Here is a 21430-nt window from a genome sequence, read left to right as displayed (position 1 = left end):
GAAAAAGACAATAAAAAATGGAGCACCGCAGGATTGGGGAAATACGGCACTCCTAAGAAGAGTTATATAAATTATAACGCAAGAAATCGTTTAAGTAAAGTAAAATAAGTAAATTTTTATCTTTTTAATAAAAAAATTTGTAAATAAAAGTTATTTACGCCTAAATAAAATGAATAGTGATGTTTGTACCATATTGCCGTTATATTCTAAGGCATTGGTTGAATTCTTCTGCTCATATCCGACGGTTCACCGCATAAACTGTATCATATCTTCCTTTAAAAGACAGGAGGCTGATGCATGGAGAAGATTCTGGACAATCGATTTTATGATTTTATTATCAATAATGCATTGATACCCACCTATAATACAGGCGATAACATTACACCCGTTAATGATTTAACTTCCCTGGTTCATATTCCAAAGGACCAGATGGAGCCATGTGATCTGGGAAAAAATTCTTATCATTTGTTTCCTGCTTTATTCACTTTAGAATCCACCGTAAGCTGTGATGAGCCTGATGTAAAAGCACTACAGGAAATTCAGGATACGACTATGTATGGAAGAGGTGTTCTTGTAGGTGTGGTGGATACGGGAATTGATTATCGTCATCCCGTCTTTACGCACAATGATAGGACCACCAGAATCATTTCTATCTGGGATCAGACGCAGGAAGGAAGTGTACCACCAAGAGGATTTACTTTTGGTGCAGAATACACTAGAGAACTGATTAACTTTGCTTTAATCTCAGATCAGCCACTGACTCTGGTTCCATCTGTGGATACCATAGGTCATGGAACTGCCATTGCAAGTATTATGGCAGGCCGTCGGGATGATGCCCATAATTTTGCAGGGATTTCCCCAGAGGCAGATTTGGTCGTTGTCAAATTAAAGGAGGCTAAGGCGAATTTAAAAGAAGTATTTTTTGTCCCTCAAAATGCTCTCTGCTATCAGGAATCAGATATCATGCTTGGTATCCGCTACCTGACAGGTGTGGCAAGCCGGTTAAACCGTCCTATTGTCATTTGTCTGGCATTAGGCAGCAGCCAGGGCGGTCATGATGGGAGAGGGCCTTTAAGTTCGTATCTGGACTATCTGGTACAGCTTCCGCGGACAGGTGTGGTCGTATCGGCTGGCAATGAGGGAAATAATCAGAGACATTATTATAACAGAACAGACATTGCTCCTTTCTATAATAGCTTTCAGCTTTCTGTGGGAAGAATTGACCAGGAATTTATGATGGAAATCTGGCCCTACATACCTTCCAGTCTATTTATAGAGATTACAACACCTACCTATGAAACCTCTCAGATCATAAATCCAACCGTAGAAGGATGTCAGAGAATTACATATCAGACGGTCAATGGAGAGATTTGGGTAAATAATATATTATTTGAGGAAGAGACAGGAGATCAGCTTATACTGCTGAGATTTCGAAATATTCCATCTGGAACATGGTATTTCAGAGTTGGAAGTATGACAGGGGAGCCATTTTCATTTCATTGCTGGCTTCCGTCAGGCAATTTAATATCAAATGAGACCTTCTTTATAAACTCTGACCCCAATACAACCATTACAGCAGCCGGTGATTCGGCACATCCTTTAACAATCACAGCATATAATCAGCAAACTGGGGAAATTCTCCTGGAATCAGGAAGAGGGTATACGAGACTTGGTATAGTGAAACCAGATATTGGTGCACCTGGCTACCGGATTCCCTGTGCCATACCAGAAGGCCGGTATGGGACCATCACTGGAACTGGGGCAGCAGCAGCTCATACAACTGGAGTAGCTGCCACTATCATGGAGTGGGCCTACAGCAAAGGTAATTATACTGCTGTAACAGGGAATCAGGTTAACCGTCTGATCATCAGGGAAGCAGCCCGTGACGAAAATCAGACGTATCCCAACAATATTTGGGGGTACGGAAAGCTGGATCCCAGTGAAATGTACAAACGGTTATTAAGCCAGTAACCGCTTTTTACTTCCTGTGTTCCAGCTCTTCCCGGATTCTGGGCTTGATCCCTCTTCGATTCATCTCCTTTAGAATGTTTTCGAATTCTCCGGGGGGAGCAGAGGGGGCTTTGATTTCCATGCTTGCGGCTTGTAGCTGGTCAAATTCATCGGCCCACTGTTTCTCGGTTTTCTTTACTCGATGTTTCAAATTATCACCTCCCAGAAAATTATATAACGATTGTAAAGCCGCAATAAGGATTAAGCTATATGAAAATATTTCCATATTTTTACAACGATTAATATTTAATTTTTCTTTTCCTATATTATAATAGGAAGGGATTAACTAATCCAACCAATAAAAAAACACCGGAACCCCTTGTGTTTACAAGGAAATCCGGTGTTTTCACCGTTTACCTGACATGCGGGTAACAGGACTTGAACCTGCACGGTATCCCACCAGAACCTAAATCTGGCGCGTCTGCCAATTCCGCCATACCCGCTGACAACAATATAGATGATACCATTGGAAGTAGAAATTGTCAAGAATTATAAATTGTAATTATAAAAATAGGGTGAGAGAGGAGTTTAGGGAAAGAAAAAACGGACTCTGTCAATAGAATCCGTCTTTCTTTATTCATGAGACACCGGGGACTCGAACCCCGGACAACTTGATTAAAAGTCAAGTGCTCTACCACCTGAGCTAGTATCCCATACTGGGCTAGTTGGATTTGAACCAACGAGTGCAGGAGTCAAAGTCCTGTGCCTTACCGCTTGGCGATAGCCCAATTAAAACTCCTGATAAAAAAAAATTCCCTATAAGGGAAAGGTGAGTACAGGGATTCGAACCCTGGGCCTCCAGAGCCACAATCTGGCGCGATAACCAACTTCGCCATACCCACCATAATTCCACATCTTGGTTAGAAATGTGAAACGAGCCTGAAGGGATTCGAACCCCCGACCCACGGCTTAGAAGGCCGTTGCTCTATCCAACTGAGCTACAGACTCAAAAGCGGGTGATGGGAATCGAACCCACGTATCTAGCTTGGAAGGCTAGTGTTCTACCATTGAACTACACCCGCAAAAGTGTTTGAGAGAATATAACTTTTACAGTTTTATCTCAGTCGGGGTGACAGGATTCGAACCTGCGACTTCCTGGTCCCAAACCAGGCGCTCTAGCCAAGCTGAGCCACACCCCGAAGGTAATTCGCGTTTTTGTTTTTCGCTGTTCATCAGCAACGCAAGAGTTATTATATCTGATGGCAATACTTTTGTCAACAATAATTTAGAAAAAAATTCAAATTATTTAAAAAGCTTGAATTTACGTGGTTTTTTGAGGATTTTATCCCAGAAAAGGGAGGAACCGGCAGAACCAATTTCTTGTTCCTGCCGGTTGAGTATGAAAAATAAAAAGTCAATATTAAAAGGTGGGGTCCTTTACATTTATTAGTATATCTGGAAATTGTGACGGAAGTTTGACCTGCGCATAAACATTTCATAAAGATTCGAAAGGAATTATAAGAAATGTTTAAAAACAAATGGATGAATTGCCTGATATGGGAATTTCAGTAGTATTTTAAGGCACCTGTGATATAATGAAACCAGAGAATAAATGGACGAGAGAGAAAGGGGATGTTACTTATGAAATACTGGGACACCATGGAAAGCAGAGTAGGAGCTCTTACTATAATATGCGATGAAGAAGCAATTACCGGGCTGGAATTTTTGGTGAAAGAGCCTTTGGAAGGGATTAAAAAAAGAACCCCTTTGTTGGAACGGGCAGCGCTTCAGCTGGAAGAATATATGGATGGGAAGAGAAAATCATTTGATCTGCCTCTTAAGCCGGAGGGCACGGAATTTCAAAAGAAGGTCTGGAATGCTCTGTTAGACATCCCTTATGGGGAAACCAGAAGCTACAAGGATATTGCGGTAGCCATTGGAAATCCCAAGGCATGCAGGGCAGTAGGAATGGCCAATAATCGCAATCCTATTTCAATTATAATTCCATGTCACCGAGTCATTGGTGCAAATGGCAGTTTGGTTGGCTACGGAGGCGGACTTCCTATTAAGATAGAGCTGCTTAACCTGGAAACTGGCAAATAAGTTGGTAAAATTATTAAGAATTTTTGGGGTTTCTTTCAGTTCCTTTAATCCCCTATACTTTTCTTTTTTTCCATGATATAATTCAGAGCGTCACCGGAAATAAGACTGATTATAAGGAGTGATTAACATGAGAAGAAAAAATTTGTTGGCAGTGATTGCCCTGGCCATGACAGTGATGATAGCAGCTACCGCCTGTGGATCTAAGAATAATACAAAGCAGCAGGAATCTTCCAAAGAAGCTTCCGCTACGGTAGCATCTTCTGAAACTAAGGCAGGGGAGACAAAAGAAGGAGAAACCAGTGGATCTGAAGCAGCAAGCGATGATACACAGGAAGGTGAGACTGAGGAGACCACAGCTTATGTGCAGGTAACCTCTGCAGATGCTGGAAGCATCAATTCCGGCGTATTTACCTCAGTATCAGGAAAATATCAGATTACACCTCCTGCTAACTGGAGTGTAGATGAAGATGGAGATGAGAGCGTAGCCTCATTTACCTCACCCAATGGAAACGATATTCTGGAAGTTACTTATGTAGAAGGTGACGACGCAGACGGTGCAAGAGAGGTTTATCCTGCAACCATGGAAGAGTATAAGAAGCTGGTTGACCGTGGAGACGATATGGAATTTGTTCGCTATAACGTTGAAAATGGAAGCAACGGAAGCCAGAAATTCGATTACGCAGTCCGCTATAAGAATGCACAGGATGGAGTTCGTTATTTTGCTATCAGCGGTTCCTATGATGCAGCAGCAAAGAAGTATATCAGTGCAGCAGGCACCATTGAGTCTGATGACAAGGCAGTAATCGATCAGGTGGAAGCAGCAATTAAGACCTTAAAGCTGAAATAAGACCAGGTTTTACTAAACAGCTCTGCAAGTAAATGAATAAAATTTCTTTTAATAATACTAAATCAAATACCCCTATACAGGTCCATAAAGACAAAGTCCTGTATAGGGGTATTTTGTGTTTTCCTATTAGTTCTGATTATCCTGTTAATTATGTTTTCCCCTTAATTAATGTTTTTATATTGTTATTTCACTAACATCACACTTCATTGGAACTATGGATTTTTATTTGTCATACGTGGATCAAAGTTCCATCAAATAGGGCCGCATCTTCTGAATGATGGGTGCTTATAATTACCAGCTTATCTCTGGTACAAGTCTTGATATAGCGAATTACCTTTTCTTTTGTCCCATGGTCAAGTCCGGTAAATGGTTCATCCATTAGTATTACATCAGAAGGAACAAATAAGGCTCTTCCAATGGCGACCCGCCGCTTCATGCCACCGCTTAAGGTGGACACAGGCCGTAGAAGAGACTCTTCCGGCAGAAGATTTAGAAGTATTTCCTTTGCTTTTTCTCTATGCTCTCTGGAGTAGCCAGGAACTGTCATGATCAGGTTTTCCATGGGCGTAAATTCCTCGCAGAGACGGTCTTCCTGAAACACAGCAGACATTTTTATTCCAACAGGAATATGAACAAAGCCAGAATCCGCTTTTAAAAGTCCTAAAAGAATCTTTAAAAATGAGGTCTTTCCAGAGCCCGATGGACCCATAAGGCAGTAAACGTTACCGGAATGAAGGGATAAGTTCACATCAGAAAGAACGGAACGACCATCAAAGGATAAACATAAATCTCTTATGTTCAGTTCCATATGCTAATCCTCCTTCCTTCTATTTACGACGACGGCAGGAGCTGCCAGGGATAAGAGCCATAAAAACAGGGATTCAAAGGCAGCGCTGATTACGAGAATTACCAGTGTCCAGGCAAATAAGTCAGCAGTGCTTAGATAAATCTTTGCCATATATAGCTTTTCTCCAATGGAATGATCCGGAACCCCGATGACTTCAGCGGCAATTCCTGATTTAAAGCTCATTCCAAGTGCCACCCGGCAGCCGCCAATCAGATGAGGAAGGAGAGCGGGGCGGTATATGTAAAATAACTTCTTAACACGCGGCATCTGAAATACTCTTGCCATTTCCAGAAGCTTTTTATCCGCACTGCGAAAGCCTGCCATGGTATGGAGATAGATCATGGGAAATACCACCAAAAAGGCAATAAACAGGGACAGGTTTTCTGATCCGATCCAGATTAGCGCCAGTATAATAAAAGACGCCACGGGCACAGACTTTAAAAATAACATGGGCGGCTCTAAGAAGTCTTCCAGAAGGGGAAAACGAAAAGCAGCGCCTCCGGTCACCATGCCAGCTGCAAAAGAGAGGAAAAAACCAAGACTGATTTTTCCAAAGGAAAAAGCTATGGTCTTCCAGAACTCCATGGTAAGAATCTGTGACAGCAGCGACTGAAGAACCTCCAAAGGGCCTACTAAAATAATATTGTTTTGGAGGGCAGAGCTTGCCGCCTGCCACAGGAAGATCCAAAAGAGGATCATGAATGCACGTTTTAGCTGGAAGGCAGATGATTTCATTGGATCTCCTTTTTTCTTTGCTTCATTTATGGCATATAATAGAAGGAATCATCAGGAAGAGCTCCGCCCACAGATGACGGCTCCATATCAAAGAGTACGTTTAGGTAGCCGCCTAAAAGGGGCTTCATATCTTTTCCGTCAATATATGTAATGCTGCAATAGGGGATAGCTTTCTCTGCAATGGGTGCTTTTTCAATGATTCCGTCGGAAACCACCAGTGCAGCAGCCTCACTTACATTCGAGTTGACAAATTCCGCAGATTTTTTATGTTCCGCCATAAAGGTATCCACAGCCTCTTTGTGCTCCTTTAATACCTCATTTCTGCAGATAGTGACACCTGTGACCAGGCTGCCGCCCTCTGATCCGGATTTTGCATCCCATTCTTTGGTCAGATCAAGGACCATATGAAGCTTGTCATTTTGGACCATGGCAGCAGTTGCAAAGGGCTGGGGAAGTATGCCGACAGCGTCTGGTTTTTCTTTTAGAATAGAAGCTACTTCGGTTGCCTCTGATTTATACTCCAGAGTCACATCCTCTGCGGTCAGTCCGTTGGCCTTTAATAGATGCTGTAATACATAATCCGGGGTGGTTCCTTTGCCAGTAAGATATATGGTTTTACCCTTTAAGTCGGCTGTTGTCTTAATAGAAGCATCCCCTGAGATACCATAGAGAACTCCTAATGTATTGATGTCAAGTACCGTGATTTCATGGTTTGTCTTTGTATAAAGAATGGAAGCCATATTAGCGGGTACCAAGGCGATATCCAGCTCCTTGCTTACTATCTTCCCAAGGAGTTCGTCGGCTGCGGTTACCATCGTAAACTCATAGCTTCCCTCCGAGGTACCCTTTGAAGACTGATCCTTAAGCTCCACCAGTCCCATAGAGGTAGGGCCTTTTAAAGAGCCGATTTTTAAGGTATAGCTCTCATTTTTTGCCGAATCTGTTTTGGATTCAGTGACTTCCTGAGATAAAGATGCAGTCGTGTCCTGGGGCTTTGTTTCCGGCTCCCCTTTCTTTGTGGAACAGCCGGTTAATGCGGTGAGAGCCACTGTAAGTGCCATGAATATTGGTATTATTTTTTTCATAAAATCCTCCCTTTTTGCAGATGATAATTTCCATAAAAATCCTTCCATAATCTGGAATATGGACAGATTCAGTATATCATTTTTGCGTCTCATTTGTCAAAAATTAGATGAGTTATATCAGTTTTTGTGATATACTAAGAATACCTGTATTTTTGAGTCAACAGGAAAGTGAAGGGAGATTAAAGCGAATGAATCAAGTATATGAAAAACTTCAAAATTGTTTGAAAAGTGTTAGGGAAAAAACGGATTTTGTTCCGGAAGTCGCCCTGATCCTGGGTTCCGGTCTTGGAGAGTATGCAGAGGAGATAGAAGTAGCAGCAACCATTGATTATAAGGATATTGAAGGCTTTCCGGTTTCAACGGTAGCAGGACATAAGGGAAGATTTATTTTTGGTTATGTAAACAAGGTTCCAGTGGTAATCATGCAGGGACGTGTTCATTTTTACGAGGGATACCCAATGACAGATGTGGTGCTCCCAACAAGGCTGATGGGATTATTAGGAGCAAAGACCTTATTCCTGACCAATGCCTGCGGCGGCATCAATAAGGAGTTCCATGCCGGCGATTTCATGCTGATTAAGGATCACATTGCAACCTCAGTTCCTTCCCCACTACTGGGAGAGAATATTGATGAACTGGGTCCAAGATTCCCGGATATGAGCGATGTATACCGCAGAGAGCTTCGCGGCCTCATTAAGGAAGCGGCAAAGGAAGAAGGTATTGAGCTTCAGGAAGGTATTTATTTTCAGTTATCCGGTCCGGCTTATGAGTCTCCGGCTGAAGTGCAGATGTGCCGTATTCTGGGAGCAGACGCCGTAGGCATGAGCACTGCCTGTGAGGCGCTTGCAGCCAACCATATGGGCATGAAGGTGTGCGGTATCTCCTGTATCACCAATATGGCCTGTGGAATCACAGACCAGCCTTTAAGCCATGCAGAGGTTCAGGAAACTGCAGACCGTGTGGCACCGTTATTTAAAAAATTAATTACTGCTTCTATTACTAAGATTGCGGGAAAGTAGGATAGAAGATAAGAGATGAAGGGACCGGAGGAGACTTTGGGTCCCTTTTTTTGTCCTGTCAGGTGTATTTCAAAAAATACAGCTAATCGGTAAAAATTTATTGATAACCCCCCAGTGATATGCGATAATATTTTAATAGGGGTAGTAAAAACAAGGGGAAAACAGGAGGGGAAATACTCATGAGAGTGACGATCTGTATCGGCAGCGCGTGCCATTTAAAGGGGTCCAGGGAAATCGTAGCACAGCTTCAAGCCATGGTAAAGGAGCGCCATCTGGAGGAACAGGTGGACTTAAACGGCTCTTTTTGCAGTGGAAATTGTGTAAGCGGTGTATGCGTGACCGTAGATGGGCAGTTGTATTCCTTAAAGCCGGAAGACACCAGGGAGTTTTTTGACAGGGAAATTATAGGGAGGCTTTAATCATGGGAATCATTGATTTCAAAGCTACCAAATGCAAGCATTGCTATAAATGTATCCGTAACTGTGAAGTCAAGGCAGTCATGATTCGTAATGAGCGGGCAGAGATCATGCCGGATCAATGCATCTTATGCGGGAAATGCATGCAGGTGTGTCCTCAGTCTGCCAAAACACTGATCAGTGATTTAGAGCTGGTTAAAGAATACATAAGGCAGGGAAAAAGAACCGTTATCTCCCTTGCTCCATCTTATATGGGACTTTTAAAATATAGCTCCATCGGTCAGGTAAACGGAGCACTTAAGAAGCTGGGGTTTTCGGATGTGAGAGAGACAGCAGAAGGGGCTGCCCTGGTAACGGCAGAATATACCCGCCTGTTAGAGGAAGGGAAGATGGATACCATTATCACCACCTGCTGTCCTGGCGTCAATGATTTGATCGAGATTTATTATCCTCAGCTCATTGGACATCTGGCACCTGTGGTATCACCAATGATCGCCCATGGGAAGCTGTTAAAAAGAAAGATGGGCTATGACACAAAGGTGGTGTTTCTCGGTCCCTGCATTGCCAAAAAGAAGGAGTCAGAGGACCCCCGTCATGCTGGATATATTGATGCGGTCTTAAACTTTTCTGATTTAAAAAGATGGCTTTCAGAGGAAGGGATATCCATAGAAGAATGTGAGGACATCCCATTTACCAATGAGAATCCAAGAGTTAACCGCCTTTATCCTGTTACCAACGGAATCATAAGTTCTGTTGTGGCAACAGAAAAAGAGCAGGACCAATACAGAAAGCTTTATGTCCATGGAATCAAAAGCTGTATTGATCTTTGCGAAAGCATCAAAGAAGGCTCTATGAACGGCTGCTTTATTGAAATGAACATATGCTCCGGGGGGTGCATCAATGGTCCCATGGTAGAAGATGAGAAGATTTCACGGTTTAAAGTGAAGCTGGATATGGAAGAAAGCATTGAGAAGGAGCCGGTACCCTGGGAGGAGATCAGTCCCAAGATAGACCGGATATCGTTTCAGAAACATTTTATGGATCGGGCGCCGGAAGAGGCTATGCCGACGGAAGCCCAGATCAAAGAAATATTTAAGATGACAGGAAAACTAAAACCGGAGGATGAGCTAAACTGCGGAGCCTGCGGTTATTCCACATGCCGTGAAAAGGCCATAGCTGTATTTCAGAAAAAGGCAGAGCTTAATATGTGCATTCCTTTTATGAATGAAAAAGCAGAATCCCTTTCCAATCTTGTTTTGGAGACATCGCCCAACATCGTACTGATCGTGGATAAGGATATGAAGATCCTTGAGTTCTCTAAGGTGGGAGAAAGGTACTTTGGAATAAGCAGACAGGAAGCTTTGGAGATGTATTTATACGAATTCATCGATCCCTCTGATTTCCAATGGGTGTATCAGTCCCATCAAAAGATTCACGGAAAAAAGGTGAGCTATGGAGAGTACGGTTTTTCTACCATGCAAAACATTGTTTATGTTGAAAAAGAGGATGTGGTCTTAGCCACATTTATCGATATCACAAGAGAAGAAGAGCAGGCTAAGCAGGAGTATGAGATGAAGCTGGAAACCATTGATCTGGCTCAGAAGGTCATCCATAAGCAGATGATGGTGGCCCAGGAAATTGCCGGACTGCTGGGGGAAACCACAGCAGAGACAAAAACCACACTGACAAAGCTTTGCAGATCCCTATTGGACGAAGGAAGCGAAAGCGAGGTTAAGTGATGGGTATTACAGTAGATGCGGCATACAAAAGCTTAAACAAGTTCAACGAAGTCCTGTGCGGGGATAAGGTAGAGCTGCTGCAAACAGATGATTCCAACATTATGATCCTGGCTGATGGCATGGGTAGCGGGGTTAAGGCAAACATACTGGCGACCATGACCTCCAAGATACTTGGTACCATGTTTTTAAATGGTGCCACCTTAGAGGAATGTGTGGAAACCATTGTAGAGACACTTCCGGTCTGCCAGGTTCGGCAGGTGGCTTACTCCACCTTCAGCATTCTCCAGGTCTTAAACAGCGGAGAAGCCTATCTGGTGGAGTTTGATAACCCCAGCTGTATATTTATCCGGGATGGTAGCCTTGTGCCCATACCGCAAAATACTAGGATCATAAGAAATAAAAAGATCAATGAGTACCGGTTTCGGGTGAAAAAGGGAGATGCTCTCATTCTTTTAAGCGATGGAACCATTCATGCAGGAGTGGGACAGCTTCTTAATTTCGGATGGCTGTGGGATGATGTGGCTTCCTATGCGGTGAAGCAGTACCGTAAGACCATTTCAGCCATGCGGCTTGCTTCTGCCCTTACAAGAGCCTGTGATGAGCTTTATCAGTACCGGCCCGGCGATGATACCACGGTTGCAGTGATGCGGATCATCGACAGGAAGCCGGTACATTTAATGACCGGACCACCCAAAAGCAAAGAGGATGACGTTTCCATGGTACATGCATTTTTATCAGGAGATGAGACCACAAAGCGGATTATCTGCGGTGGGACCAGTGCAAACATTGTATCAAGAGAGCTTGGGAAAAAGCTTTCCGTCTCTTTGCATTACTATGATCCTGACATCCCGCCCATTGCAACCCTTGAGGGGGTGGAGCTTGTCACAGAAGGCGTACTGACCTTAAACCGGGTGCTAAAGCTTTTAAAACAGTACGCAAAGAATCAGTCAGTAACAGAGGAATTCTTCCAGGAGCTGGATAAGCTGAATGGAGGTTCCCAGGTAGCAAAGATGCTCATTGAGGACTGCACAGAGCTTAACCTGTTTGTGGGAAAGGCCATTAACAGTGCCTATCAGAATCCAGGCCTGCCTTTTGATCTTGGCATACGCCAGAATCTTGTGGATCAGTTAAAGCATGCGTTAGAAGAAATGGGGAAAAAGGTTACAATCACGTATTATTAGTTCACAAAGGATGTTCACACGACCGCTTCGGTGGAAGTTACAGGAGGAAAATTATGGCAACAAGTGACGCTACATTACATCGTATTACACACCAGGTACTGCTTGAAGTTGCAAAATATGTCTGGGAGGATAGGATAGAAGAAAGCAGAAATGAGATTCCATATCACATCATTCCAGGTCCAAAAGCCCAGTTTCGATGCTGCATTTACAGGGAACGGGAAATTATCAGAGAAAGAGTACGGCTTGCAGAAGGCTTATGCCCCAGCGGAAAGGATACCACAAATATCGTACAGGTCATAAATTCTGCCTGTGAAGGCTGCCCCATTGCCCGTTATGTGGTAACGGACAACTGCCAGCTCTGTATGGGAAAAGCTTGTCAGGCTTCCTGTAATTTCGGAGCCATCACCATGGGACACGACCGCGCCCATATTGATCCGGATAAGTGCAAGGAATGCGGAAAATGCTCTCAGGCCTGCCCTTACAATGCCATTGCGGATCTGACACGCCCTTGCAAAAAGAGCTGCCCGGTAGATGCCATTACTATGGATGAAAACGACATTGTTGTTATAGATGAGAAAAAATGCATCCAGTGCGGAGCATGTGTCAATGGCTGTCCTTTTGGTGCCATTGGAACAAAGACCTTCCTCGCTGATGTAATCCGGCTGATCAAGGCAGGAAAGAAGGTAGTGGCTATGGTAGCCCCGGCTACAGAAGGCCAGTACGGCCCTGATATCACCATGGCAAGCTGGAAAACTGCTCTGAAAAAGGCTGGTTTTACTGATATGGTTGAGGTTGCCTTAGGCGGTGACTTAACAGCAGCAGCGGAGGCAGCAGAATGGGCGGAAGCCTATGAAGAAGGCAAAAAGATGACAACCTCCTGTTGTCCGGCATTTGTAAATATGATCAAGCAGCACTATCCCATGCTCCTTGAAAATATGTCAACTACCGTATCTCCAATGTGTGCGGTATCCAGAATGCTCAAAGAAAAGGATCCTGAAACAGTAACCGTATTTATCGGACCTTGTATTGCAAAGAAGAGTGAAAGCCTTGACTTAAATGTAAAAGACAATGCAGATTATGTCCTGACTCTTGGAGAGGCGGTAGCTCTTATGCAGGCAAAGGGCGTAGAGCTTGAACCGGAAGAGAATACGTATCAGCAGGCTTCAGTTTTTGGTAAACGTTTTGGTAATGGCGGCGGCGTAACCGCGGCAGTGCTGGAATGTTTAAAAGAGACAGAGAAGAATACGGATATTCAGGTAATGAAGTGCAATGGTGCAGCAGAATGTAAAAAAGCATTAATGCTGCTAAAGGTAGGAAAGCTCCCAGCCGATTTTATCGAAGGTATGGTATGTACCGGCGGCTGTGTTGGCGGTCCTGCTAGATATAAGAATGAGAATGAGGCGAAAAAAGCCAGAGATCTTCTCATCGGTCAGGCTGATGCCAGAGAGGTACATGAGAACTTAGCAAGCCAGGGACTTGAAACGGTTCCAATGCACAGACATTAATAAGAATAAGGATCACGAAAAAGTGCGTCTTGATTTTTGCCTTTATAGGCTTATCAAGACGCACGTTTCATTTTTTAAAAGGCTATTTTTCACAGCCTTTTACGTATCTGCAAGCGGATTGCTCCCCTAAATTACATTCCTGCAAACTGATTTTTTACCTTGGTTACTTTCTGCTGCTCTGCCTGTTCTGTTGTATACCATCCCTTTGCAGACATTTTCTTGTAAATGCTGTCCTGAATGCATAAGCTGTCATTTAATGCAGTATCAAATGCCTGGTGTACATTCTGGGTAGGGGATTCAATGGTACCGTGCATATAAAGATCACACACGCCCTTGGCTGTGTTCAGCAGGTTCTCCATAATAGTCCTGTCATCCATCTTCGGTTCCTCCTTACACTAAGTTATAGAAATTGTCAAAAATCTGCTGGTGCTTTTGCATAATTTCCTGTGCGCAGGCCTTTAATTCTGGATCCTGCAAATTCTGAGCTGCTTCCTGACACTGTGTCTTTAAAAATTTTTCATGTCCAAGAGCATCTTCAATATAAATTAATTCCTTTGGGCTCATTTTTATCACCTCCAATCTTAGTATGGAGGTTTTCTCTTAAACCATTCATTTTTTATAGATTTTCCAAAAAAGGAAACAATGAAACGAATAAAATAAAAAAGTCTCGATCTGCCTTGTTACCAGGCAGATCAAGAATTTTATGATAGGAAGCTTTTAGATTTGATTGATTTTTCTTTTTACGTAAGTCGTATGAAGGAGATGGTGTGCCCTTTCGCTTCCCGGTTCCCCTAAATATGTGCTGTAAAGCTCTTTGATTGCAGGGTTTTCATGAGATTTACGAATCTTATTGCTTGCATCGGAATCATATAATACCTTTGCACGCAGGCCGCGGATATCGGTCGTATTGCGGATATAGCCTGGCTGCTGTGGCTGGCCGCCGCCTCCGATACAACCGCCCGGACAGCCCATGATCTCGATGAAGTGGTAGTCCGCTTCCCCGGATTTTACCCGGTTTAATAAATCTCTTGCATTGATTAAGCCAGAAGCAACCGCTACATTGACTTTTAAATCGCCTACTTCATAGGAGGCTTCCTTGATTCCCTCCATACCACGGACATCGTTAAACTCAAGTTTCGCGAGCTCTTCTCCGGTAAGGCTTTCTACCGCCGTACGAAGAGCGGCTTCCATAACGCCGCCGGTGGTACCAAAGATGACTCCGGCGCCGGAGCCAAGTCCCAGAGGGGTGTCAAAGGATTCATCAGGAAGGTTCTCAAAGCGAAGCCCAGCCTGTTTGATCATACGAGCCAGCTCTCTGGTGGTGATGGTGTAATCCACATCTGGAGAACCATTGGCATCCTGATCGTCTCTTCCAATCTCAAACTTTTTGGCGGTACATGGCATAACGCTTACGGATACAATATCCTCTGGTTTTAAGCCCATCTTCTCTGCATAGTAGGATTTGGCAATAGCGCCAAACATCTGCTGAGGAGATTTACAGGAAGATAAATTCTCTGTCATATCAGGGAAATAGTGTTCACAGTATTTGATCCAGCCTGGAGAACAGGAGGTGATCATAGGCAGAACACCGCCGTGCTGTACACGCTCTATGAATTCGTGTGCCTCCTCCATAATGGTAAGATCCGCACTGAAGTTGGTATCAAATACCTTATCAAAGCCAAGTCTTCTTAAGGCTGAAACCATCTTTCCTTCTACATTGGTTCCGATTGGGAAGTTAAATTCTTCCCCAAGGGCAGCGCGTACGGCTGGAGCCGTCTGAACGATTACATGTTTCTCTGAATCTGCAATGGCATCAGCAACTTCCTGAATGCTGCTCTTTTCATAAAGAGCGCCGGTGGGGCAGACAGCAATACACTGTCCGCAGGAAACACAGCTGGTGTCCCCCAGTCCCATCTCAAATGGAGATCCGATAAATGTGGCAAAACCTCTGCTGTTAGGTCCAATGACCCCAATTCCCTGTACCTTTTCACAGATAGAAGAGCAGCGGCGGCATAAAATACACTTGCTGTTGTCACGTACCATATGGGCTGCACTTTCATCCGGAGTGGAAGGTGTCTTATCTCCGTCATAGTAGTTCTCAGCGTCAACGCCGAGTTCCTTACAGAGCGTCTGAAGCTCACAGTCACCGCTTCTTACACAGGATAAGCAGGAGCGGTCGTGATTGGATAAGATGAGCTGCAGGGTCTTCTTTCTGTAGTCACGGATCTTAGGAGTATTGGTCCATACCTCCATCCCTGCATTGATGGGGTATACACAGGACGCTGCAAGCTTACCGCCGCCGATTTCTACGGTACAGATACGGCATGCAGCAATTTCATTGATTTCTTTTAAAAAGCATAAAGTTGGTATCTCAATATGAGCAAGCCTGGCAGCCTCAAGAATCGTGGAGCCTGCAGGAGCGCTTACGTCCAAGCCGTTGATTTTAATTGTAATATTCTCCATGATGCGGTCTCCCTCCATTATCTCTTATAAACAGCGTCAAATTTGCATTTCTCCATACATACACCGCACTTGATACATTTGTCAAAGTCAATGATATGAGGGTTCTTAACGGAACCGGAGATTGCCTGAACTGGACAGTTTCTGGCGCAGAGCGTACAGCCCCTGCACTTTTCGGAATCAATATAATAGGAGAGGAGTGCTTTACACACACCAGCCGGACAGGTTTTGTCTATAATGTGGGCATTGTATTCATCCCGGAAGAACTTCAAGGTGGAAAGAACCGGATTGGGAGCTGTCTGGCCTAAGCCGCATGCAGAGTTTGCTTTTACATAGTCGCATAACTCTTCCAGACGATCCACATCTTCCAGGGTAGCCTGGCCCTTTGTGATCTTATCGAGGATTTCCAGCATACGCTTGGTTCCGATTCGGCATGGAGTACATTTGCCGCAGGATTCTTCTACGGTAAACTCTAAGAAGAATTTGGCAATATCCACCATACAATCGGTTTCATCCATAACAATCAGACCACCGGAGCCCATCATGGAACCAATGGCAATTAAGTTATCGTAATCAATGGGAATGTCATAATGCTCCATGGGAATACAGCCGCCGGAAGGACCGCCGGTCTGGGCTGCCTTAAACTTCTTGCCGTTTGGAATGCCGCCTCCCACTTCCTCTATGATCTCCCGGAGAGTGGTTCCCATAGGAACTTCTACCAGTCCGGTATTCTTAATCTTTCCGCCCAGTGCAAATACCTTGGTTCCCTTGGAACGCTCTGTACCCATGGAAGCGAACCATTTGGAGCCGTTTAAGATGATCTGAGGAATATTTGCATAGGTTTCTACGTTATTTAAGATGGTAGGCTTGCCAAAAAGACCCTTCTGGGCTGGGAATGGAGGACGTGGTCTTGGCTCGCCGCGGTTTCCTTCGATGGAAACCATAAGGGCAGTTTCTTCGCCGCATACAAAGGCACCTGCTCCAAGACGAAGGTCAATATCAAAGGAAAATCCGGTTCCAAAGATATCATCTCCTAAAAGTCCCATCTCTCTTGACTGTGCAAGAGCAATTCTAAGACGATCGACCGCAATTGGATACTCTGCACGAACATATATGTAACCCTGGGAAGCACCGATGGCATAACCTGCAATGGTCATGGCTTCTAAAAGTGCATGTGGGTCTCCTTCCAGAACGGAACGGTCCATAAATGCACCGGGATCTCCTTCATCCGCGTTACAGCAGACATATTTTTGATCGGCATCGTTCTGCTTTGCAAGCTTCCATTTTAAACCAGTAGGGAATCCTGCGCCGCCTCGTCCTCTTAATCCGCTGTCTAAAAGCTCCTGAATGACTTCATCAGGAGTCATCTCTGTTAAAACTTTACCAAGCGCCTGATAGCCACCGGTACCAATGTATTCCTCAATTACTTCGGGATTGATAACACCGCAGTTTCTAAGTGCGATTCTGTGCTGCTTTTTATAGAAATCTGTATCACTTAAAGCCTTAATGCCTGATGGCGTAACGGTCTCCTCATAGAGAAGTCTCTCTACTGGACGCCCCTTTAATAAGTGCTCACTGACAATTTCCGGAATGTCTTCTTCCTTGACCATTGCATAAAAAGATGCGTCCGGATAAACGATCATAATAGGTCCTAATGCGCAAAGACCGTGACATCCGGTCTGTACTACGGATACTTCCTCAGAAAGTCCCTGTTTTCCAAGTTCATCCTCTAATCTAGCCATAATCTGCTGGCTGCCGGAAGAGGTGCACCCTGTGCCGCCGCAAACCAATACATGTGAACGATACATCTCCTGATTCCTCCTTATTTTGAGTCAGCAAAAGCCAACGTATAGTTTTCCAGAACCTGACCATTGATAACATGCTCCTGAAAGATTTCTTCTGCTTTTTCAGGGGTCATCTTAACGTAAGTGATGGTTTCTTTTCCGGGTTCCAAAATTTCTACGATTGGTTCGTACTGGCATAAGCCATTGCAGCCGGTCTGGATAACGGTGAACCGGTCTGTCATATGGTGTTCCTGAACCAGGTTTGACAGTGTCTGTAGAACAGGTCTTGCGCCGCTTGCAATGCCGCATGTGGACATACCCACCAGAATGCGCGTGCGCCCGTGATCTTCTTTTCTCATGGCGACCTGACTCTGCATTTTATCTCGGATTTCCTTTAATTCCTCAAGAGTCTTCATGTTATTCCTCCAATAAAACGGCCCTAAATGGCCGCATCTCCATCTATCTCCGATTTGTTCTCCCGTAAATATTCCTTTATAAAGGCAGATATCTCCGGCTCATTCAGTGGGATATCCAAAAGGATCTTTCGGAAGCTTCTTGTATCCAATTCAAAGGCTGCTTCATTAAAACGGTAGGTATAGAAAAAGTTCTTGTCTGGATGGCAAAGAATCAGTGTTTCTATGGTGCTGTTTATGTCACCAAGGGGCATTCGGTCAATGCAGGACAGGGAAAAGACAGCGGTTACGGTTGTTCCCTTTTCCGGTTTGGACCAAATGGAGAAACTTCCCCCGGTAATTTCAGCCGCATATTTAAAAAATGGAATGCCAAGTCCTACGTTTCTGGTGGATCTTGTGGTAAAAAACGGGTCAGTGACCCTTAACAAAGTTTCCTCTGTCATGCCTTTTCCGTCATCAGTAATGACGGTAGTCAGACGATCATTCCTCTCATCCACCCAAACAAGGATGGAGATTAGGGAAGCGCCTGCCCGAAGGGAGTTTTCTGCCGCATCCAGAATATGTAACGAGATCTCTTTCATGATATACCTTTTGAATTATTCATACTTGGCCAGGATGTCAGGAACATCGTCAGCCGAAAGCCTTCCATAAACTTCCCCGTTGACCATAAGGACAGGGGCAAGACCACAGGCACCTACGCAGCGGCAGGAATCAAGAGAAAACTTTCCATCCGGTGTGCATTCACCGTTGGTGATTCCAAGAAGCTCTTCCAGCTTGTGGAAGATGTCTCCCGAGCCTTTTACATAGCAGGCGGTCCCAAGACAGACTGAGACCTGATATTTGCCCTTTGGCTGCAGTGCGAATTGAGAATAAAAAGTGGCTACCCCATAGATTTTCTCCAGAGGAATGCCTGTTTCATCGGAAATCATGGTTTGTACTTCGATTGGAAGATAACCGTAAATCTCCTGTGCCTTCTGCATGATAGGCATAAGAGATCCTTTTGCATCTTTCAGCAGGAAGATTGCTTCTTTCAAAGCAGCTTCCTGCTCTTTCGTCCCCTGAAAAGGGACGCCTTGCTTTATACAAGTCATAAATAACCTCCTTAAAATGTGTTGTGCAATGTACCTGATATTTTACCATGTTATTGATAAAAAATCTATAGTTTTGAATGATATTCGACAAAAAAATAACAAACATTACGTCTAATCTTCCTATTACCTTAGGGTAATTTGTGCTATAATTATCATAAATGCTTTTATTTTTATGAATTAAGGAAAAAAGGGGATAAAAATGACAATAAGAGAGCTGATAGACAGCGGTTATTTTGAGGTGGTGACCGAAGGAAATTGGGGGAATCAAAGGATATCAACCCCTTATTGCTGTGACCTTCTAAGCCATGCCATGGGAAAGGCACCGGAGGGCTGCGCCTGGGTAACGGTCATTGGAAACAGAAATACACTGGCAGTGGCTTCTTTGGTAAAGGCTTCCTGCATTATACTGGCAGAAGGCATTCAGCCTGAGGATGGAATGGAGGAAAAGGCAATGGAACTGGGGATACCTGTATTTAAAACGAATCAGCCTGTGTTTGAGGCGGCTCTGGCTGTTAGTGGGCCAGGATACTTAAGCTTCTTTTAAGGCTTCTTTACTTTTTTAGTAAACTTCTTCCAATTCTTCATTCTTTCCTGTATAGTAATAATCAGTAACCGCTAAAGGAGTGATGAAATATGAAGAGATTTTTACAATGGACAAGTATTCTAATGGCTGTCGCACTTGTAACAGCCTTTGTACCAGCCGCACCATTTTCATCCATGGCAGATGAGACTGCGCCGGCTCCAGACAGGACTGATGTCAGAAATGGCTGGATAGATGAAAACCTGGGACCTGGCGTTGCCAGATGGGTAGATAAAAACGGAAACATTTCAGACCAGCCCGGTAAGGCTGAAAAAGAATCCCAAGGCAGCTCCAGTGAGGAAACCAAGGAGCACAAAAGCCAGGAGCAAAAAACGGAAGATAGCAGTCAGGAAAGCAGCACAAACGAAACAGCTTCCGAAGAAAGTGGACAAGCTGAAACTCAGCCGGCAGAGACTGGAAGACAGATTGACCCCAACCGGCCCATGGTGGCACTGACCTTTGATGACGGCCCTTACGCTCCTGTAGGAAATCAAATCATGGATTCCCTCGCGCAGTACGGAGGTAAAGCCACATTCTTTGTGGTAGGAAGCAGAGCAGCAGCCTATGAAACAGAGCTTAAGCGCATGGTGGCGGAAGGACATGAAATCGGAAATCACACCTTTGACCATAAGTACTTAAACAGATTAAACGGTGCACAGATACAAAGTGAGATCAACCGCTGCAACGATGCAGTGTTTGCAGCCACTGGAGTAAGGCCTCAGCTTGTAAGACTCCCGGGAGGAAATAAGAACCAGACCGTTCTTCAGAACGTCAAGGCTCCTATGATCATGTGGAGCATTGATACCTTGGATTGGAAGACAAGAAATACCAATAAGACCATACAGTCTGTATTAACTAAGGTAAGAGATGGAGACATTGTGCTGATGCATGAATTATATCCCCAGACAGGAGCGGCAGCTCTGGAAATCATACCAAAGCTTACGCAGGCAGGGTATCAGCTGGTCACAGTCAGTGAGCTTGCACAGTACCGGGGCGGTGTTGTCCCCGGAGGTGTATATTCTCAGTTTTACAGATGAGAAAAAACTGGGAGGATGATAAGATGAAAATAACCACAGACCGGCTGTTCATTCGCAGATTCCGGCCAGAAGATTGGCAGGATATTTATGAGTATCTTTCCGATGAGGAGGTAGTCCGGTATCTGCCCTATGAAGCTTATACCAGTGACCGGGCCAGAGAAGCTGCAATAAAAAGAGCAGAACAGGATTTCTTTTACGCAGTATGCCTAAAGGAGAATGGAAAAGTAATAGGAGAGCTTCTATTTAAGAAAATGGAGTTTGACACCTGGGAATTGGGGTATGTGTTTAATCCTCGTTATAAGGGAAAGGGATTGGCATTTGAGAGTGCCAAAGCATTTCTTGATCATGCTTTTCGTGAACTTGGCGCAAGGCGAATCGTTGCCATGTGCAATCCGAATAATGAGCGTTCCTGGAAGCTGATGGAGCGTTTGTCTATGAGGCGGGAAGGCTTGCTGGTTAAAAACATCTATTTTAAGACTGATGAGAGTGGAGAGCCAATTTGGCTGGATACCTTAGAATATGGGATTTTAAAAGATGAGTGGTGCGGGAATCCCCAGCCTGAGAAACAATAGACTCAAAGTGTAATAAATAAAAGGACGCCTGGATTGGAACTTCCATAGGAAATTTCAATCCAGGCG

Annotated in this window: 22 protein-coding genes and 7 tRNA genes; 11 read left to right on the top strand and 18 right to left on the bottom strand. The window is 44.3% G+C overall.

Going from position 1 to position 21430, the window contains the following annotated elements:
- Positions 1–297: 297 nt before the first annotated feature.
- Complete coding sequence (locus OW255_RS17480; RefSeq protein WP_268114796.1) at positions 298–1971, top strand: S8 family peptidase; 1674 nt, start codon at positions 298–300, stop codon at positions 1969–1971.
- A 7-nt stretch (positions 1972–1978) separates the two neighbouring features.
- On the opposite strand, the gene OW255_RS17475 is transcribed toward OW255_RS17480, so the two are convergent.
- The 8 genes from OW255_RS17475 to OW255_RS17440 all read right to left on the bottom strand — a co-directional run bounded on the left by OW255_RS17475 (position 1979) and on the right by OW255_RS17440 (position 3149).
- Positions 1979–2161 carry a hypothetical protein gene (locus OW255_RS17475; RefSeq protein WP_268114795.1) on the bottom strand — a complete coding sequence of 61 codons (183 nt, stop codon included), beginning with the start codon at positions 2159–2161 and terminating at the stop codon, positions 1979–1981.
- A 212-nt stretch (positions 2162–2373) separates the two neighbouring features.
- Positions 2374–2453 (bottom strand) — tRNA-Leu (locus OW255_RS17470).
- Between the two features lie 137 nt (positions 2454–2590).
- Positions 2591–2663, bottom strand: a tRNA-Lys gene (locus OW255_RS17465).
- A 3-nt stretch (positions 2664–2666) separates the two neighbouring features.
- Positions 2667–2738, bottom strand: a tRNA-Gln gene (locus OW255_RS17460).
- 39 nt (positions 2739–2777) lie between these two features.
- Positions 2778–2853 (bottom strand) — tRNA-His (locus tag OW255_RS17455).
- A 31-nt stretch (positions 2854–2884) separates the two neighbouring features.
- Positions 2885–2958, bottom strand: a tRNA-Arg gene (locus tag OW255_RS17450).
- Between the two features lie 3 nt (positions 2959–2961).
- Positions 2962–3032 (bottom strand) — tRNA-Gly (locus OW255_RS17445).
- Between the two features lie 42 nt (positions 3033–3074).
- Positions 3075–3149, bottom strand: a tRNA-Pro gene (locus OW255_RS17440).
- Between the two features lie 442 nt (positions 3150–3591).
- On the opposite strand from OW255_RS17440, the gene OW255_RS17435 reads away from it, so the two are divergent.
- Together OW255_RS17435 and OW255_RS17430 are read left to right on the top strand one after the other, a co-directional pair.
- On the top strand, positions 3592–4053 hold the full coding sequence (locus tag OW255_RS17435; RefSeq protein WP_268114794.1) for a methylated-DNA--[protein]-cysteine S-methyltransferase: 462 nt from the start codon (positions 3592–3594) through the stop codon (positions 4051–4053).
- Between the two features lie 127 nt (positions 4054–4180).
- Positions 4181–4900: a hypothetical protein gene (locus OW255_RS17430; RefSeq protein ID WP_268114792.1), complete on the top strand. Its 720-nt coding sequence runs from the start codon at positions 4181–4183 to the stop codon at positions 4898–4900.
- Positions 4901–5129: 229 nt separating this feature from the next.
- Here OW255_RS17430 and OW255_RS17425 read toward each other — a convergent pair whose 3' ends face one another.
- Genes OW255_RS17425 through OW255_RS17415 form a run of 3 tightly spaced genes read right to left on the bottom strand, consistent with a single transcriptional unit; the run spans position 5130 to position 7567 of the window.
- On the bottom strand, positions 5130–5708 hold the full coding sequence (locus OW255_RS17425; RefSeq protein ID WP_268114791.1) for an ABC transporter ATP-binding protein: 579 nt from the start codon (positions 5706–5708) through the stop codon (positions 5130–5132).
- 3 nt (positions 5709–5711) lie between these two features.
- Positions 5712–6482: an ABC transporter permease gene (locus tag OW255_RS17420; protein ID WP_024835020.1), complete on the bottom strand. Its 771-nt coding sequence runs from the start codon at positions 6480–6482 to the stop codon at positions 5712–5714.
- Between the two features lie 26 nt (positions 6483–6508).
- Complete coding sequence (locus OW255_RS17415) at positions 6509–7567, bottom strand: ABC transporter substrate-binding protein (protein ID WP_024835021.1); 1059 nt, start codon at positions 7565–7567, stop codon at positions 6509–6511.
- Positions 7568–7755: 188 nt separating this feature from the next.
- Between OW255_RS17415 and OW255_RS17410 the strand changes: the two genes are divergently transcribed.
- The 5 genes from OW255_RS17410 (at position 7756) to OW255_RS17390 (ending at position 13427) form a co-directional block, all read left to right on the top strand.
- The gene (locus tag OW255_RS17410) at positions 7756–8586 is read left to right on the top strand and encodes a purine-nucleoside phosphorylase (RefSeq protein WP_024835022.1); all 831 of its coding nucleotides are present in this window, start codon (positions 7756–7758) and stop codon (positions 8584–8586) included.
- A gap of 179 nt (positions 8587–8765) precedes the next feature.
- Complete coding sequence (locus tag OW255_RS17405) at positions 8766–9005, top strand: (2Fe-2S) ferredoxin domain-containing protein (RefSeq protein WP_024835023.1); 240 nt, start codon at positions 8766–8768, stop codon at positions 9003–9005.
- Positions 9006–9007: 2 nt separating this feature from the next.
- Positions 9008–10741, top strand: coding sequence for a [Fe-Fe] hydrogenase large subunit C-terminal domain-containing protein (locus tag OW255_RS17400; RefSeq protein WP_268114789.1), 1734 nt, complete (start codon positions 9008–9010; stop codon positions 10739–10741).
- Positions 10741–11922, top strand: coding sequence for a SpoIIE family protein phosphatase (locus tag OW255_RS17395; protein WP_024835025.1), 1182 nt, complete (start codon positions 10741–10743; stop codon positions 11920–11922). Before OW255_RS17400 ends, OW255_RS17395 begins: the two co-directional genes overlap by 1 nt.
- Positions 11923–11975: 53 nt before the next feature.
- A complete protein-coding gene (locus tag OW255_RS17390) occupies positions 11976–13427 on the top strand; it encodes a 4Fe-4S dicluster domain-containing protein (RefSeq protein WP_024835026.1) in 1452 nt (483 codons plus the stop codon).
- A 131-nt stretch (positions 13428–13558) separates the two neighbouring features.
- Here the strand turns inward: OW255_RS17390 and OW255_RS17385 are convergent, their stop codons facing one another.
- From OW255_RS17385 to OW255_RS17355, 7 genes are all read right to left on the bottom strand, one after another.
- Complete coding sequence (locus OW255_RS17385; protein WP_024835027.1) at positions 13559–13804, bottom strand: spore coat protein; 246 nt, start codon at positions 13802–13804, stop codon at positions 13559–13561.
- Positions 13805–13817: 13 nt separating this feature from the next.
- Positions 13818–13991, bottom strand: coding sequence for a hypothetical protein (locus OW255_RS17380; protein ID WP_166429822.1), 174 nt, complete (start codon positions 13989–13991; stop codon positions 13818–13820).
- Between the two features lie 153 nt (positions 13992–14144).
- Entirely contained in the window at positions 14145–15890 is a 1746-nt protein-coding gene (locus OW255_RS17375; RefSeq protein ID WP_268114788.1) for an NADH-dependent [FeFe] hydrogenase, group A6, read from the bottom strand.
- 17 nt (positions 15891–15907) lie between these two features.
- On the bottom strand, positions 15908–17695 hold the full coding sequence (nuoF, locus tag OW255_RS17370; protein WP_024835029.1) for an NADH-quinone oxidoreductase subunit NuoF: 1788 nt from the start codon (positions 17693–17695) through the stop codon (positions 15908–15910).
- Between the two features lie 14 nt (positions 17696–17709).
- The gene (locus tag OW255_RS17365) at positions 17710–18087 is read right to left on the bottom strand and encodes a (2Fe-2S) ferredoxin domain-containing protein (protein ID WP_268114787.1); all 378 of its coding nucleotides are present in this window, start codon (positions 18085–18087) and stop codon (positions 17710–17712) included.
- 23 nt (positions 18088–18110) lie between these two features.
- The gene (locus OW255_RS17360) at positions 18111–18668 is read right to left on the bottom strand and encodes an ATP-binding protein (protein ID WP_024835031.1); all 558 of its coding nucleotides are present in this window, start codon (positions 18666–18668) and stop codon (positions 18111–18113) included.
- Between the two features lie 12 nt (positions 18669–18680).
- Positions 18681–19175: an NADH-quinone oxidoreductase subunit NuoE family protein gene (locus tag OW255_RS17355; protein ID WP_024835032.1), complete on the bottom strand. Its 495-nt coding sequence runs from the start codon at positions 19173–19175 to the stop codon at positions 18681–18683.
- 199 nt (positions 19176–19374) lie between these two features.
- Here OW255_RS17355 and OW255_RS17350 point away from each other — a divergent pair, with 199 nt between their 5' ends.
- The 3 genes from OW255_RS17350 to OW255_RS17340 all read left to right on the top strand — a co-directional run bounded on the left by OW255_RS17350 (position 19375) and on the right by OW255_RS17340 (position 21364).
- Entirely contained in the window at positions 19375–19719 is a 345-nt protein-coding gene (locus tag OW255_RS17350; protein ID WP_024835033.1) for a DRTGG domain-containing protein, read from the top strand.
- An 89-nt stretch (positions 19720–19808) separates the two neighbouring features.
- Positions 19809–20792, top strand: a complete 984-nt coding sequence (locus OW255_RS17345) for a polysaccharide deacetylase family protein (protein WP_268114786.1) — start codon at positions 19809–19811, stop codon at positions 20790–20792.
- 23 nt (positions 20793–20815) lie between these two features.
- A complete protein-coding gene (locus OW255_RS17340; RefSeq protein ID WP_268114784.1) occupies positions 20816–21364 on the top strand; it encodes a GNAT family N-acetyltransferase in 549 nt (182 codons plus the stop codon).
- Positions 21365–21430 lie beyond the last annotated feature (66 nt).

It is taken from the genome of Lacrimispora xylanolytica, from assembly GCF_026723765.1.
In the GTDB taxonomy this organism is placed as follows: Bacteria; Bacillota; Clostridia; order Lachnospirales; family Lachnospiraceae; genus Lacrimispora; species Lacrimispora xylanolytica.
The sequence above is the reverse complement of the archived record's forward strand: the minus strand, read 5'-3'. Positions and strand labels throughout refer to the sequence as shown.

Bases quoted from the DNA above. Each gene is read 5' to 3' on its own strand.
- OW255_RS17480 (WP_268114796.1), top strand. From the start codon at position 298: ATGGAGAAGATTCTGGACAATCGATTTTATGATTTTATTATCAATAAT.
- OW255_RS17435 (WP_268114794.1), top strand. From the start codon at position 3,592: ATGAAATACTGGGACACCATGGAAAGCAGAGTAGGAGCTCTTACTATA.
- OW255_RS17430 (WP_268114792.1), top strand. From the start codon at position 4,181: ATGAGAAGAAAAAATTTGTTGGCAGTGATTGCCCTGGCCATGACAGTG.
- OW255_RS17425 (WP_268114791.1), bottom strand. From the start codon at position 5,708: ATGGAACTGAACATAAGAGATTTATGTTTATCCTTTGATGGTCGTTCC.
- OW255_RS17420 (WP_024835020.1), bottom strand. From the start codon at position 6,482: ATGAAATCATCTGCCTTCCAGCTAAAACGTGCATTCATGATCCTCTTT.
- OW255_RS17415 (WP_024835021.1), bottom strand. From the start codon at position 7,567: ATGAAAAAAATAATACCAATATTCATGGCACTTACAGTGGCTCTCACC.
- OW255_RS17410 (WP_024835022.1), top strand. From the start codon at position 7,756: ATGAATCAAGTATATGAAAAACTTCAAAATTGTTTGAAAAGTGTTAGG.
- OW255_RS17405 (WP_024835023.1), top strand. From the start codon at position 8,766: ATGAGAGTGACGATCTGTATCGGCAGCGCGTGCCATTTAAAGGGGTCC.
- OW255_RS17400 (WP_268114789.1), top strand. From the start codon at position 9,008: ATGGGAATCATTGATTTCAAAGCTACCAAATGCAAGCATTGCTATAAA.
- OW255_RS17395 (WP_024835025.1), top strand. From the start codon at position 10,741: ATGGGTATTACAGTAGATGCGGCATACAAAAGCTTAAACAAGTTCAAC.
- OW255_RS17390 (WP_024835026.1), top strand. From the start codon at position 11,976: ATGGCAACAAGTGACGCTACATTACATCGTATTACACACCAGGTACTG.
- OW255_RS17385 (WP_024835027.1), bottom strand. From the start codon at position 13,804: ATGGATGACAGGACTATTATGGAGAACCTGCTGAACACAGCCAAGGGC.
- OW255_RS17380 (WP_166429822.1), bottom strand. From the start codon at position 13,991: ATGAGCCCAAAGGAATTAATTTATATTGAAGATGCTCTTGGACATGAA.
- OW255_RS17375 (WP_268114788.1), bottom strand. From the start codon at position 15,890: ATGGAGAATATTACAATTAAAATCAACGGCTTGGACGTAAGCGCTCCT.
- nuoF (WP_024835029.1), bottom strand. From the start codon at position 17,695: ATGTATCGTTCACATGTATTGGTTTGCGGCGGCACAGGGTGCACCTCT.
- OW255_RS17365 (WP_268114787.1), bottom strand. From the start codon at position 18,087: ATGAAGACTCTTGAGGAATTAAAGGAAATCCGAGATAAAATGCAGAGT.
- OW255_RS17355 (WP_024835032.1), bottom strand. From the start codon at position 19,175: ATGACTTGTATAAAGCAAGGCGTCCCTTTTCAGGGGACGAAAGAGCAG.
- OW255_RS17350 (WP_024835033.1), top strand. From the start codon at position 19,375: ATGACAATAAGAGAGCTGATAGACAGCGGTTATTTTGAGGTGGTGACC.
- OW255_RS17345 (WP_268114786.1), top strand. From the start codon at position 19,809: ATGAAGAGATTTTTACAATGGACAAGTATTCTAATGGCTGTCGCACTT.
- OW255_RS17340 (WP_268114784.1), top strand. From the start codon at position 20,816: ATGAAAATAACCACAGACCGGCTGTTCATTCGCAGATTCCGGCCAGAA.